We start from the raw sequence: 14,437 nt of genomic DNA on the forward strand, positions 1-14,437 counted from the left end.
TTTTTGCTGTCTGCGATTTATGAAAGTTTTGAATCGCCTTGGTTGGCATCCTTTTTTGTCACGGCTGCGACATATCCTCTGTTTACCTTGAACCCGTCTAGGCGCTCCCTAGGAATTTACTGAGCCAAACGCGGTCTTTGTAGAGGGTTATCGCAGTCTGCGAACCGTTGATCTTAAAAAGCCGGCATTTGCTAAAAACACAAGCTGAGCAAAAAATCGAAAAAGGTGTGCTCTCCCAAACGCTTTTAGCGTCGCAGATTTAACGACGCAGACGCAGTCGTAAACGTTTGTTATCTCCACAGATTTATAGCGTCATTAATTTTTAAGCCGTGTATGATTGCGCCCGTCAGCCCCGCCGGGGCTTGTGGAATACCTCCATGGACTTACCCAGTAGTAACTCAGCATCCCGCTTTTCCAATCATGAATTGACTGATTGATCCTTCCGGCGTGCCCTGCTGCTGGGAGTGGAGTTCGCCTATGACCGAAGTTGAAATAAAGAAAGCGCAAGACAGCCTGCAAAGTCGCCTCGCTCAAGTGATTGAGCTGCTCAATCGCCAGCGTGTGGTCGAGGGCCTGACTCATCGTCAGGACGGCCAGCACCAGGATCGAGTCGAGACGCTGGTTCACCGCCAAAACCTTGTTGAGCTCCAGCGCAAGCTGGAAGACCTGCACTCCGCAGACGTTGCCTACATCTTGGAAGCCTTGCCACTGGACGACCGTCTGACCGTCTGGCAGTTGGTCAAGGCCGACCGAGACGGTGACATCCTGCTGGAAGTGTCTGACTCCGTCCGTGAAACCTTGATCGCCGACATGGACGATCACGAGCTCTTGGCTGCAGCCAAGGAGATGGATGCCGACGAACTTGCTGACCTGGCTCCTGAGCTGCCGCGAGACGTTATCCATGAGCTGATGGAAACGCTGGATGCTCAGCAGCGTGAGCGGGTTCGCTCGGCGTTGTCCTATAACGAAGATCAAGTCGGCGCGCTGATGGACTTCGAGATGGTCACGATCCGTGAGGACGTCAGCCTTGAAGTGGTATTGCGTTACCTGCGTCGTCTCAAAGAGTTGCCTGGGCACACTGACAAACTGTTTGTGGTTGATTACGACGGCGTCCTCAAGGGTGTGCTGCCGATCAAGCGTTTACTGGTCAATGACCCTGAAAAACAAGTCGCAGAAGTGATGGCCAGCGATCCGGTGAGTTTCCATCCGGACGAAGATGCCTATGACGCGGCTCAGGCTTTTGAGCGTTATGACTTGATCTCGGCGCCAGTGGTCGACAAAAACGGCAAGCTGATCGGTCGTTTGACTATCGACGAAATGGTTGACTTGATCCGTGAGGAAAGCGAAAGCGAAGTCCTCAACATGGCGGGTCTGCGCGAAGAAGAAGATATTTTTGCGTCGGTCTGGAAATCCCTGCGTAACCGTTGGGCGTGGCTGGCAATCAACCTGATTACCGCTTTCTTGGCATCGCGTGTCATTGGCTTGTTTGAAGGTTCAATTGAAAAATTAGTCGCCCTCGCGGCCCTGATGCCAATCGTAGCCGGCATTGGCGGCAACTCCGGTAACCAGACTATCACCATGATTGTGCGCGCCATGGCGCTCGACCAAGTCAACACCGGAAGCACTTCGCGTCTCATGCGCAAAGAGCTGGCGGTGGCCTTGATCAACGGCGTGGTGTGGGGCGGGGTGATCGGTGTGGTCGCCTATCTACTGTATGGCAGTTGGTCGCTGGGGGTGGTAATGACGGCTGCCATGACGCTCAACTTGCTGCTGGCGGCGCTTATGGGCGTGTTGATCCCTATGACCTTGTCTCGGATCGGGCGCGACCCGGCTATGGGGGCAAGTGTCATGATCACTGCCGTGACTGACAGTGGTGGTTTCTTCATCTTCTTGGGTCTGGCAACGCTCTTTTTGCTCTGACCAAAAAGCCTGATTGGACGGCAGTCTAATCAGGCTTTTTATGCCTTCGGCACCTGTATGGCGGCTCCGAAAAAGTGCCAACAAAAAAGCCAGCATGATGCTGGCTTTTTTGTTGCCTGATTTAAATCAAGACGCGTCGGATGTTACTTCTACATCGTGAGCAATCAGCGAAACCAGAGCGTTTTGTTGGCGATGTGAGAGCTGACGAAAACGTTGCAGCAGTTCACGTTCGTTCAGGGATAGCTCTGGGCTGTCTAGGCGCAAAGTGAGCTCTTCACCCAGCGCACCTTCCTGAATAAGACTTTGTTCAAGGCGAGCAATGATTTCTGAGTTCATGCTGCGGTGGTGATTGCGAGCCACTTCGGCAATGCGTTCACGCATTCCGTCTGGCAGGCGTACGACGAACTTATCAGCCGTACGGCTTGAGTAAATTGCCTGTTTCAATGGGCGCATTATAGTCAACCGGTTAGTTCAGGGGAGCGGTTCTCGGAATTGGCCGCAAGCTATGGTTTCTGACCAAGCTTATGGCCAAATGTTCAACCTGAATTGCAAAGAGGCGCGCATCATGCCTCAAATCTGCCACTTCCCTGGCGTCAATTCTGTGACAAATATTGAACTGGATAAAGGCTATTAGCCAGCATCTATTGTCAAAATTGTGCGTTGGCCGACGTAGTTTACAGGCTATCTAGCTTTCTCAAAGGAACCATTGTGTGTAAAGGCCATCATTGACTGACTTGAATGCTTCTTAGCGCTCTCGACCGTGTTGCGCTTGCCATCTTTTAGGGGGAACCTGTTTGACGCATTAGCGTTCCGGAGATCCATCGAGTGGCAGGCAAATTGATTTATCTGACGGGGCCTTCAGGGTCAGGCAAAGACAGTCTGATCGAGGCCGCACGCCCTCATTTAGCGGTGCGCGGGTGTGAAGTCATCCAGCGGGTAATTACTCGTTCAGCAGAAGCGGTGGGGGAGGAGGCTATTGGCGTTTCCCTGGAGCAATTTCAGGCGCTCAAGGCACGTGGAGCGTTTGCTTTGGACTGGCAAGCCAATGGCTTGGCCTACGGCATTGGTGTGCAACTCGATGCATGGCTCAAGCAGGGCCGCCACGTACTGGTTAACGGTTCAAGAGGTCACTTGAGAGAGGCGCGTGAACGCTATCCTGATTTGCTCGCGATTGTGTTGCGGGTTGATACCGATGTCTTGCAGCAACGTTTACTGATCCGTGGGCGAGAAACTTCTGAGCAGATAAACGACCGTCTTGCCCGCAATCAATTGTTTTTGGACTCAGAACAAGCGTTGGTTGCAGACCGTGTGCACTTACTGGATAACTCGGCTGAGCTGGCCTTAGGTGTCAAAAGTTTGCTCGCGCTGATAGACACCGAGATAACGAGTTCTGCGCAGCGCGTTAACGCAGTTGCGGATCAAACTTGATGCGACGCCCAAGCGCTTTTGCCATCAACCAACAAGCAAATAGCACGGCGGACGCAATTAACGGGGTGTTACCCAGTTGATCCTGAGTAAACAAGCCAAGAGCGAGGCTGATTAGCGCCAGCATCAACAGGCCGAAAGTAATTTTGGACATGATTTTTAAGACTCTTTTTTCGAGAAGCCCAATTCAGAAAACCCAGCGATCGCCCTGAGTAGTGTCGATGGCAACAGGGGTGGCAGATCGCTCGGCCGCCAAATGGGGGGTAACGCTATTGGTGTCCGTCATCACGGCCCGTTGCGGCAGGGGTTTAAGAGGTTTGCTGTAAGTCCCTGCGACTTCAATGCCTTGTTCGGCGACAACAGGTCCAGATTGAAAGTGAAACCCCACCAAAACTGCCATAGCAAGAACATTCAACAGGAGTAGGGTGCTGTTCATGTTCATGGCAGTCGTCTCTTGGAATTAGGTAAGTGCTATGAATAGAGCAGGCATCATGCCAACCTCGCAAGATAAAAAAACACATATAAAACAATAGCTTACGATGTTTTTCGAGAGGATTTAAATTGCATATTGCAATGATGGCTTTTTGGGGTAATGCAAAATGCACGATGCTGAAATTCAGGCGGGGGTGTGTAAGAAAAATCTGTGGTGACCAGTGAGGTAAAAATTCGCGCGACTTGTTTTTAGTGGGCGCCGCCGCAGGCTGCGATCTCTTGATCTTAAAAAAATCGCAGCCTTTTAGGAGGCATCAATCAGCGCATAAATTTTGCCGCCCATCCTGAGATTGCCTTAGGTCGAGGCGTGGCATACGTGCGTACCTTCGACGTCGACAACCCCAAGCGTACCAGCGATTCTGCGACCGTAACCGCTGCGCTTACGCCGTCGATTACCGGTACTCCCGTGCGTTGACGAATCTGCTCATCGAGCCCGGCCATGCCGCCGCAACCCAAGCAAATAACCTCTGCGCGGTCCTCACTTACTGCCAGTTCGGCCTGGCGCACAATGGCCGCTAATGCGCGCTCTGGTGATTCCTCCAACTCCAGCACCGCCATGCCGCTGGCTCGCACCGACGCACAGCGATCCCACAGCCCTGACAACCGCAGGCGGTCTTCAATTAATGGCACGGTACGATCCAAGGTGGTTACCACCGAATAGGCCCGACCCACATACATCGCCGTGCTGGCCGCAGCATCCGTGATGTCCACGACCGGAACATTGAGTAACTCCTGCAAACCCTCACGTCCGTGCTCGCCATACCCCGCCTGAATCACTGCATCAAAAGGTTGGTCGTAAGACATGACCTTGTCCATCACCGCAATGGCAGCCAAATAGCTCTCAAAATTACCCTCAACCGAATCAGCCCCAAAATCTGGCGTCAACCCAACGATTTCGGTGCCTGGTGCCGCTGCTGCCTGCGCTTGTCGAGCAATGGCCTGAGTGATGCTGTCAGTCGTATTGACGTTGACTACTAGAATTCGCATGAAGGCTCCTACAAAACATGACTGTGCTGCCCTGTCCAAACGGGCCGCAAAAATTAATGGTCAACGTTGTCGACCGCAATCGACTCGCCGCTGACATTGGCGTAATACGCTTGGCGCTTGGCAAAAATCAGGTACAGCATTGCTGCGATCCCTGCACCAATCAGCCAAGAGAATGGTGAAACCGCATGAAAGCCAGGGACTAGCGCCAGAACAATCGCGATCACTGCCGCCGGAACAAACGCTGCAACTGCACGTAAATTGACCCCGCGTGTATAGAAATAAACCCCATTTGGATCTTCGCTATACAGAGCCGGTACGTCGATTTGGCCTTTTCGCAACAGCCAGTAATCCACCATGATCACCCCGTAAAGCGGGCCGAGCAGGGCGCCAAGGCCCGACAAGAAGTACACAATCACCAGCGGGCTGTTATAGAGATTCCACGGCAAAATCAGCACTGCGATCGTTGCGCTGATTATCCCGGCGCGGCGGAACGTCAGGTGTTTGGGGGCCAGGTTGCTCAGAACAAACGCTGGCGCAACGAAGTTGGCCATGATGTTCACCGCCACTGTCACAATCAGAAACGCCAGACAGCCCAGAACCAGAAAAAAGGTATTCGGAATTGACGCGATAATTTGCGTAGGACTTTCGATAACTTGCCCGTTGATTTGAAACTGAGCGCCGCATAGCAACACGGTGATCCCGGCGAAAACCAAAATATTGACCGGTAAACCCCAGAAGTTACCGATCTTGATCGTTTTGCAGCACGGCGAAGAGCGTGAAAAATCACTGAAATTTAGAATCAAGGTGCCATAAATCGCCAGCCACAAAGCCCCGCCGGCAAACACATTACGCCACATTTCGGCGGTGCTCATCTGCGTGTGATTAGACCAAGCAATCGTGCCATTGGCTTGAAAGTACATCCAAGCAGCAAGGCTGACCACGGTGACGAGAATCACAGGCCCGGCAAACGCCTCATAGCGACGCACCATCTCCATGCCATAAGCCAGAATGACCAGTTGCACTAGCCAAATCGCTACAAAGCACACCCAGCCCAAGCTTGAAAGTCCAAGAATCAAGTCATGGTCATAGGCTGCGAAACCCGGGTGCACCGCCACCAGTAAGACACGTAACACCACCGAAGCTAAATACGTTTGAATCCCAAACCAAGCAATCGCGATAACGGCACGAATCAATGCGGGAATCTGCGCTCCATGAACGCCGAAACTAATCCGGCTAATGACTGGAAATGGCACCCCCGTCCGTTGCCCCATATAGCCGGACAGATTCATAAACATAAATACCAGCGCTGCACCGATCCCGAGTGAAAGCAAAATCTGCCAACCGTTCAGGCCAAGTGCATACAACCCAATGGCAAACGAATAATTGGCAATGTTGTGCACATCGTTTGTCCACAAGGCAAAAATGCTATAGCAGCCCCAGCGTCGGCCTTGCGCCTTAGTCGGCGCCAGATCGTTGTTATGTAAGCGGGGGCTGAGCGCGGGAGGCGCTGGCGCGCTATCTCCTTGCAGGGGGTGGGCTGATACCGAAGAGGGTAAATCCAGAGCGATATTGCTGGAGATTCTTGTACGCATTCTGGGCAAGCTCCTGACGCCAAACCTGCGTGAGACAGGTCGACGTCACTGGTGATGAAGTCCGCGTTATGCCTGATTTAGAGTCAGACCACTAAACAACGTGTACTTAGTTTCTTGTAATTTTGTATACAAATGCTGTTCAGCTTTAAGCGATATTCATGCCAACCAAAAGCTCAGAGCCTTTAGGCGTACTAAGAAAGCTTTTATTTAAAATCTAATAGACTGAAAAATAAGACAATTTTTATGGTTTATAGAAAAAAGCCCAACCATGGCGACCGCGTGCAAGCAGAGCGGCGGGAACTGAGCGCCTCAAAAAAGCTGTTACCTTTTGATGCGTAATTGCGCGGTTACACTCTTGGGTGCACCGTTTTGTGACAGGTTGTATACGATTTTTAGTCTGTGGAAGGGCTGCTGGTGCAGGTGATAGCTCTAAAACTATGTGTGCACTGTGATTGTCCGCTTAACGGCGACTGTTCAGACGGAACCTGTAGCGTTTGCCCTGACACGCAAAAAGCCCACGGACGACATGACAAATAAAGGTCTGCCCGTTAACATGCACGCCGTCCTCTGCGCCACGCCATCAGCGTGTGGCGCATACCGTTTGTCTCAGTAGCTCAATTGGATAGAGCATCCCCCTCCTAAGGGGAAGGTTGCAGGTTCGAACCCCGCCTGGGACACCATGATTCGTTGCACTGCAAATGGTCGTTAGGGGCCTTTCATAAAACCTGTATTCTTGTCGATTTTTTGAGGGATGGCCGGTTGCATGGGCTTTCATCCCTTTGATCCTGCAACAGGTAAGATCCCTATGATTAGTTCCGCTGACCCTAAAACTCTTCCTATTAACAATCGCAGATATAGTGAAGTCGGGCAGCAGAAGTCAGTTGGAGCCACTTACACACCTCCCGATTTTGCTGCTTTTGTGGCGGATCAGATCCTTTCTGTTGCTCAATTGCCCGACCGAGGCGAAATCCGAGTTCTAGACCCTGCGGCTGGAGACGGCGCCCTTCTTGAAGCTCTGCTCAAGCGCATGCCTGTGGATACCCTGAGCCGGGTCAGGGTTTTTGGGTATGACACCGATCCGAGCGCGGTAGTGCGTGCATCTGCTCGGCTGCAAAATGCCTTCCCGGACGTATCCATTCTGATCGAGGAAAAAGATTTTTTAGATCATGTATTAAGCCTAAGCGCCGACTCGGATCTTTTTTCTGATACTCGATCAACACTAATGCCTTTTGATTTAGTCATTGCGAACCCCCCTTATGTTCGTACTCAAATCATGGGGACCGAGCAGGCACAAAAGTTGGCTCAGAGTTTTGCGCTCACCGGAAGAGTGGATCTGTATTACCCCTTCCTGCTGGGCATTTCTCGGGTGCTCTCTGAGGGCGGCGTGACAGGTATCATCACGTCTAATCGTTTCATGACGACGAAATCAGGGCAGGCTGTTAGGCGAGCATTACTGTCGAAATTTCGAATCATGCATGTCTGGGATTTGGGGGACACCAAGCTTTTTGATGCGGCTGTATTACCCGCTGTCCTGTTGGCGAAAGGGACTAAGCAGATAGTAGATTCCGATGTTGAAGATATTGTCTTTTCAACGATCTATGAATCTAAAGAAAATGCCGTGGATCATGTGTCGAACGTGATGGAGGCTCTCACAATGAGTGACAACACTGTTGTGTCGATTTCGGATGGGAGAAACTTCTTGGTTCGCCATGGCCTGCTTGATAATGGTGAAAGCGCTGATGGAATATGGCGTATTTCAACGGCGTCAAGCGATCAATGGTTAGCGACTGTCCATAAACATACATGGAACACTTTTCGCCGAGTTGGAAAAATTCGTGTAGGGGTTAAGTCTACCGCTGATAAGGTGTTTGTTCGCAGTGACTGGTCAGCGTTGCCGGGGGGGCGTCCGGAGCTACTTCGTCCTCTCATAACACGCTACTGTGCTCGTCAATTCAAAGCCTGTATTCCGAGCAAGACCAAACATATAAAAGAGATCATGTACCCACATGAATCTACTTCAAAAGGTCGTAAGGCTGTTGATTTGAGCTTGTACCCTATCGCCGCACGGTATCTTGAATTGCATCGCACTACTTTAGAAGCGCGCAGTTATTTAATAAAAGCCGGTCGAGCTTGGTACGAACTCTGGGTGCCTCAGGATCCAGCAGCGTGGTCATCTCCAAAGATTGTTTTTCCGGACATATCCGAGAAGCCAACTTTTTGGATGGATACCGAGGGAGGCATTGTTAACGGTGAGTGTTACTGGCTGCAGTGCGAGCGGGAGGGCGAAAATGATTTGCTCTGGCTGGCATTAGCAGTGGCGAACTCAACATTTATTGAGTTCTTCTATGATCATTGTTTTAACAACAAGCTTTACGCCGGTAGACGACGTTTTATTACGCAATATGTGGAGCAGTTCCCGTTACCGGATCCTGCTCGAAAGGAAAGTCAGATTATTATTGATTTGGCTAAGGCCATTCATAGCGAACTACCGTCGAACGCCGCGGATCAGAAAATATCTGAACTGAACGCGCTCATCTGGAATGTGTTCGGATTAAACGTCGAAGAAGTTCCTCGGTAAAGGGATCTGGATTTTTCCGTTAGTGACCTTTCCTTCAAATTGACGGAAACGGCTGAAGAACTCTTCTCCCGTGACAACAAGTAAGTGTGTCAGGGTCACCTTGACGCCATCGGTGCTCGCAAAAAATATGGCGTATCGGGTATCGCAGTGACGGGGGTGAAAGTCCCCGACTTGTTGAATATCGAGATGCCCAAGACTGCTGGGCAAAACCAGGCCGAGATCAATGGTGGGTGATGTCTGTAGTTTGACCTCTAAGATTTGATGACGAATATCCGGAAACTGCCCATTGTCCTCGTAACTGCTGTAGCCGAGTTGTTGGCAGATCAAGCGGTGAAGGCCTGCACCACGATTGCGTTCCTGAGTTCTTCCCGGATCGGGAAATGACAAGCCAACCAAATTGGAAAGTCGAGAAAAAATTTCACTTATCGGCAACAACATGCCGCTTTCTGGCTGCTGAACCGGGCTCACCGATGGGGCGAACGTTAAGTTTGGCTGGGTATGTTGCTGCACAGGTAATGTGTCCTGCTGAGAAACCAGTTCTAACGGGTAAATACCAATCTCCAGACGCGCTTGATATTTAGTCGTGATCGTCCCCGTAGTATCAAGTAAGGCGAGTTCTTGCCCGTTTATAACTCTTGTTCGACCAACCACATCATGCTCAGTGATATGGATGATTGCATAGCGACGGGTCGGGGAAAGATCTTCGTTCCAGATTTGAAGGTTCAGTGATTTTTGAGTGTAAATATCAAGTTGTTGACCGAGAAAACGTGGTTGAGTCTTTTTGAACGAGGAGGGCACCGGGTAACCAAGTGCTTTGCAGACTTCGATTTTTACCACCTTAGAGCGGGTTCGAAGAGCAAGGCCTTCCAAGGACAGTCCTTGAAGATTTTCGTTTAGTAATGCTTCAAGTTGTGCGGAGGGAATCCAGTAATCGGCGTCGCCAATCTCGATAGGGGTATAGATATCCTTCTCTGACAGTGACAGGGCGTACTTAAAATCTTGAGGATATTTGTGATGCATTTGAAGATCCTTGGGTCAGCCGTTCTAGAGAGCTGACGTCTAGCGTCAGTGGCAAGACGTTGAGTGTGCGCAATGAAAAGTTTCGCTTCACCCCGTTCTGCAGCGCCGATGCGAGTGTGATGAGTTCACTTTTGGGTATTTTTGGCATCGTCGCAACCTTATCGGAGGGGGGGAACCCTTTCCAGTTCATGACTTTTGGCTAAAGACTTTGACTCGCAGGATGGTAGCCTGTCGCTATCAATGGCGCATCTTCAGGTTTATGACTGATGCAAGGTTGCGCCAGTGAGAGAATTATTTTTGACGGTCCGTTCATTAAGCGTTGAGCGTAATCAGCCTGACGATAGCCGTAAATATTCTGAATGCTTGGGTAATCAAGACCCAAGCAATGGGCATCAATTGTCAAAATGAAGTATCAGCGAGGGTTAACGGTGAGCGCACAGATTAAGTCTTCAGGTCTTGGTCAATTCTACAAGTCACTGCTGTGGCTTATGTTGCTACTGCTGTTAGCGACTTTGGGTTTCTTTGCGTGGCAGAGTTTCTATCCTGTTCAGGCCGCCGGGCAATGGAGCTACCAGGTTGTTCACCGTGACGTGCCAAAAGCCGCCGCTTTAGTCGTTTTGGACGGCGGCGAGCTTATGGTTAGTCAGGAGCTTCGGGACCGGCGCGGCAGTATTGTGCGGATTCAAGCCGACGGCAAACGAGAGGATGTTGTGAGCGGCTTGTCGAAACCGGATGGCATAGTGTCTGCTCGTGGTGGCTGGGTGTTTAGTCAGGAAGAGGGAGATACCGCCGTCAATTTCTTGTTACGGGGAGACGTCACGCAATTATTTCAAGGCTCAAATGTTCAAGGTTTGTGGAACGAAGGTGATCACCTTTACGCCATTGAAGATCGCCATGACAACGGACGTTTGTTTCGATACACATGGAGCGATAAATCACTTGTCGTGTTGCGTGACAACCTCGATGAAGCTGAATCCATCATCCGATGCACTGACGGTCGCATGCTCTACACCGAAAAAGGGAAAGGGGTCGTGCGTCAGCTAACTGAGGACGGCACCGATCCTGTTATTTACGAACACCTTAATAAACCAACCTTCTTGATGTGCGACCAGCGCGGCTTGTGGATCTCAGAAGACTCTACGCATCGTGCGCGCTTGCTTCTGATCGACAAAGCTGGGAATCAAAAAACCATACTTTCCTTTCTTAAAGCGCCGCAGTCGATAGTGGTCAGTGGCAGAGATACCTATCTTTTGGCCGAAGGTGGGCGTAATCGGGTGTTGGAGCTAACGCCACCCTCTGAGCGTGTTAGTCAACATCAGCAAAGATAAGCGCTGATCATGCCGCCATTGAGGCGAAGGCCGTCAGCTCTATGCTGGCGTCCCTATCCAAACGTTTGAACAACACTGCGTTTTTTCAACATGGCAGATCGTCCTGCTTAAAATCTCTTAGCAATATCCTGCGACAAATGACCTATTGACGAACGGGATGATATTTGTGCTGTGAAATTTTAGTTAGCTTGCTATCATTACGCCTCTCGTAATAAGCAGTCAACCGGACTTCTGACGCATGCCATATGCGCTCCAGCCCTCTTTGACGTAGATCATTATAAAAGTCACTCCTATTTCATGCGGCGTTGGCGGCTGGCGATATGACCTAAATCGCCCGCGGCGGTACGCGTCTGCGCGCTAAATGGGTAGAAGGCTAAAAATACGCAAAGAGGCATTCAATGGAGAGAAGGGACGGACTTTTCGTGATTAGCCAAAGGTGAAAACTATGTTGTTGTCCAAGCAAACATCGAGGAGAAAGTTCCTGCTTTCTTCGTTGATTGCACTACCCGCGATGGGCATTGCCGTAAATGGGCTGACAGCCGCTGCCGCAGCGCAGATGGTAGCGCCCAGTCTCGACGCCTATACCCCAATTTTTTTTAGCCCTGGCGAGTGGACGTTTATCCTCGCCGCCTGTGATCGTTTGATCCCCGCCGATGGGCGCGGCCCAGGCGCGATAGAAACCAACGTTCCTATTTTTATCGACCAGCAATTGGCCGGCGGGCTAGGGAGCGAGGTTTATCTGGAAGGGCCGTTCGATGTTAATGCGCCAGCCACCTTGGGCTATCAGTTGCCCTACACCATCCAAGAAATCTATCGCAAAGGTATCGCCAGCTTCGAGCTGTGGTGCCAAGCCACTTATGGCAAGCATTTCGCGCTTCTCGACCTAAAGCAGCGCGATGACGCGCTCAAAAAGATGCAGGGCGGGCAAGCCGACTTCGCAGCGCATGGCGAAACGGTGCTCAAGTCGAAACTGTTGTTCAGTGAATTGCTTCACCACACCCAGCAAGGTTGGCTTGCCGACCCGATCTATGGGGGTAACAAGGGCATGAAGTCATGGATCGCCATTGGCTTCCCCGGCGCTCGTGCCAGTTATCTGGAGTGGGTAGCTCAGCACAACGTCCCTTACCCTCTGGGCCCAGTAAGCCTAACCGGTGAACGCGGCTGACCCTTTCGCTTGAACAGCAATCAAGGTTTCTTATGACAAATATTACGAATGACGAAGTCGATGTCGTGGTCGTCGGCCTCGGATGGGCTGGCTCGCTGATGAGCATTGAGTTGGCTCAGGCAGGTCTTAGAGTTCGCGCACTGGAGCGCGGGGGCGATCGCAGCAACGCTGACTTCAAATACCCTAAACCCGCCGATCAGTACGCTTATGCCGTGCGTAACAAAGTGATGGTCACGCCTAAAGATGGCGCGCTGACCGTGCGCCACAACATGCAAAGCACCGCGCTGCCGACTCGCCAATGGGGCGCGTTTGTCCCTGGCACCGGCGTCGGTGGCTCAGGCATGCATTGGACTGGCGTATTGATTCGTCCAACACCCACGGACATCAAGCTTAAGACCTATGCCAATCAGGCGTACAAGCCAGGGATATTGGGCGAAGGCATGCAGATCGAGGACTTCCCGTTCACTTGGGATGAAATCGAACCCTACATGGACAAATTCGACAAAATCTGTGGTCTATCAAGCAAGACCGGTAACCTGCGTGGCCAAATTTTAGTGGGCGGCGATCCGTTCGAAGGTCCACGCTCCCATCCCAGCCCGCTGCCGCCTCTGGAAGACACACTGAACAGCAAAATGTTCGCCGACGTTGCGAGCAAGATGGGCTACCACCCATTCCCTAACCCTTCTGCCAACGTCTCGCAGGCATGGAAGAACCCCTACGGCAACCAGATCGCGCCTTGCAACTACTGCGGCTATTGCAGCAAGTACCCATGCCTTAACTTTTCTAAAGCGTCCCCGCAAACTGCCGTTTTGGATGCGCTCAAGCGCATGGATAACTTTGACTACCGGGTTAATGCCAACGTCTTGAAAGTTGAGATGCATGCTGATGGCAAGACCGCCAAGGGTGTGACTTACGCCGATGCGGATGGCAACACCGTGTTCCAGCCAGCAAAAATCGTCGTGTTGGCCGGCTTCCAGTTTGTCAACGTGCGCCTGATGCTGCTGTCGGGCATCGGCAAGCCCTATGACCCGATCAGTGGCAAAGGCACAGTAGGGCGCAACTATGCGTTCTTGAGCAACGGTGGTTCTACGCTGTTCTTCAAAGATAAGCACTTCAACCCTTTCGCCACGGCTGGCGCCAGCGGGCAGATGTTTAACGATATCTCTCCGGGTAATTTCGACGGCCCGTCGCTGGGTTTCATTGGCGGCGCCAAGATCCATAGCTCGCAAGCCACGGGTGCGCCGATTGGTACTGCGCTGCCAAGTGGCACGCCTGAGTGGGGTCAGGGTTGGAAGGAAGGGATGCAGGATTGGTACGGCCACTCGATGAAGGTCAGCATCACCACCAGTTGCATGTCTTACCGCGATCATTACGTTGACCTCGATCCGACATATAAGGATCCATGGGGCCTTCCGCTGCTGCGCATCACCTTTGACTGGAAACAGAACGAGCTGCTTCTGCAACAGCATCTGCGCAAAATCGTTTTGGGCATTACCAAAGAACTCGGCCCAGACAGCTACAGCGAGAGCTTCTTAGGGCTGGATTCGCACTGGGATATCACCAAGTACGTGTCTACCCACAACGTGGGCGGGGCGATTATGGGCGACTCCCCAGAGACTAGCGCCCTCAATCGCTACCTGCAGAGTTGGGATGTGCACAACGTATTTGTGCCAGGCGGTAACGCGTTCCCGCAAAACTTTCAGGCAAATCCTACTTCGATGATTGGCGCACTGACGTTGTTCGCCGCCCAAGCGATCAAGGATCAATACGTGAAGAACCCTGGTCCGCTGGTACAGGCATAAGGAGCGCACACTATGAAATCGACAGTTCGTTCTCGCCTGCTTGTGTTGGTTGTTATCGTAGCCATTCTCGCCTTGATCGCTTGGGCGTTGAGTTTCGTACTCAATCGCCCGGGGGATGCTTCGGCGCA

At 51.6% G+C, this 14,437-nt stretch carries 12 protein-coding genes and 1 tRNA gene; 7 read left to right on the plus strand and 6 right to left on the minus strand.

Annotated elements, in window-relative coordinates; translation table 11 throughout:
* The first annotated feature begins 477 nt into the window (after positions 1-477).
* A complete protein-coding gene (gene mgtE, locus AQS70_RS01275) occupies positions 478-1,920 on the plus strand; it encodes a magnesium transporter (protein WP_055101134.1) in 1,443 nt (480 codons plus the stop codon).
* A 126-nt stretch (positions 1,921-2,046) separates the two neighbouring features.
* Here the strand turns inward: mgtE and AQS70_RS01280 are convergent, their stop codons facing one another.
* Positions 2,047-2,373 carry an Arc family DNA-binding protein gene (locus tag AQS70_RS01280; RefSeq protein ID WP_055101135.1) on the minus strand — a complete coding sequence of 109 codons (327 nt, stop codon included), beginning with the start codon at positions 2,371-2,373 and terminating at the stop codon, positions 2,047-2,049.
* Positions 2,374-2,745: 372 nt separating this feature from the next.
* On the opposite strand from AQS70_RS01280, the gene phnN reads away from it, so the two are divergent.
* A complete protein-coding gene (gene phnN, locus AQS70_RS01285; RefSeq protein WP_055101136.1) occupies positions 2,746-3,348 on the plus strand; it encodes a phosphonate metabolism protein/1,5-bisphosphokinase (PRPP-forming) PhnN in 603 nt (200 codons plus the stop codon).
* On the opposite strand, the gene AQS70_RS23815 is transcribed toward phnN, so the two are convergent.
* The 4 genes from AQS70_RS23815 to AQS70_RS01300 all read right to left on the minus strand — a co-directional run bounded on the left by AQS70_RS23815 (position 3,323) and on the right by AQS70_RS01300 (position 6,416).
* Positions 3,323-3,499: a PA3371 family protein gene (locus AQS70_RS23815; RefSeq protein WP_164488174.1), complete on the minus strand. Its 177-nt coding sequence runs from the start codon at positions 3,497-3,499 to the stop codon at positions 3,323-3,325. The genes phnN and AQS70_RS23815 overlap by 26 nt on opposite strands.
* A 33-nt stretch (positions 3,500-3,532) precedes the next feature.
* Positions 3,533-3,787, minus strand: coding sequence for a hypothetical protein (locus AQS70_RS01290; RefSeq protein WP_187331757.1), 255 nt, complete (start codon positions 3,785-3,787; stop codon positions 3,533-3,535).
* 308 nt (positions 3,788-4,095) lie between these two features.
* A complete protein-coding gene (locus tag AQS70_RS01295) occupies positions 4,096-4,824 on the minus strand; it encodes an aspartate/glutamate racemase family protein (protein ID WP_055101137.1) in 729 nt (242 codons plus the stop codon).
* A gap of 53 nt (positions 4,825-4,877) precedes the next feature.
* Entirely contained in the window at positions 4,878-6,416 is a 1,539-nt protein-coding gene (locus tag AQS70_RS01300) for an NCS1 family nucleobase:cation symporter-1 (protein ID WP_055101138.1), read from the minus strand.
* 603 nt (positions 6,417-7,019) lie between these two features.
* On the opposite strand from AQS70_RS01300, the gene AQS70_RS01305 reads away from it, so the two are divergent.
* Positions 7,020-7,096: transfer RNA gene (locus AQS70_RS01305), tRNA-Arg, on the plus strand.
* An 83-nt stretch (positions 7,097-7,179) separates the two neighbouring features.
* Positions 7,180-8,994, plus strand: coding sequence for an Eco57I restriction-modification methylase domain-containing protein (locus AQS70_RS01310; RefSeq protein ID WP_206542124.1), 1,815 nt, complete (start codon positions 7,180-7,182; stop codon positions 8,992-8,994).
* Here AQS70_RS01310 and AQS70_RS01315 read toward each other — a convergent pair.
* Positions 8,968-10,014, minus strand: coding sequence for a hypothetical protein (locus tag AQS70_RS01315; RefSeq protein WP_055101139.1), 1,047 nt, complete (start codon positions 10,012-10,014; stop codon positions 8,968-8,970). The genes AQS70_RS01310 and AQS70_RS01315 overlap by 27 nt on opposite strands.
* A gap of 488 nt (positions 10,015-10,502) precedes the next feature.
* Here AQS70_RS01315 and AQS70_RS01320 point away from each other — a divergent pair, with 488 nt between their 5' ends.
* The 3 genes from AQS70_RS01320 to AQS70_RS01330 all read left to right on the plus strand — a co-directional run bounded on the left by AQS70_RS01320 (position 10,503) and on the right by AQS70_RS01330 (position 14,309).
* Positions 10,503-11,342 (plus strand): SMP-30/gluconolactonase/LRE family protein, encoded by an 840-nt coding sequence (locus AQS70_RS01320; protein ID WP_055101147.1) that lies wholly within the window; start codon positions 10,503-10,505, stop codon positions 11,340-11,342.
* A gap of 445 nt (positions 11,343-11,787) precedes the next feature.
* Positions 11,788-12,507, plus strand: a complete 720-nt coding sequence (locus AQS70_RS01325) for a gluconate 2-dehydrogenase subunit 3 family protein (RefSeq protein ID WP_055101140.1) — start codon at positions 11,788-11,790, stop codon at positions 12,505-12,507.
* Positions 12,508-12,539: 32 nt separating this feature from the next.
* Positions 12,540-14,309, plus strand: a complete 1,770-nt coding sequence (locus tag AQS70_RS01330; RefSeq protein WP_055101141.1) for a GMC family oxidoreductase — start codon at positions 12,540-12,542, stop codon at positions 14,307-14,309.
* The last annotated feature ends 128 nt before the right edge of the window (positions 14,310-14,437 follow it).

The sequence above is a fragment of the Pseudomonas endophytica genome, assembly GCF_001411475.1.
GTDB classification, from domain to species: domain Bacteria; phylum Pseudomonadota; class Gammaproteobacteria; order Pseudomonadales; family Pseudomonadaceae; genus Aquipseudomonas; species Aquipseudomonas endophytica.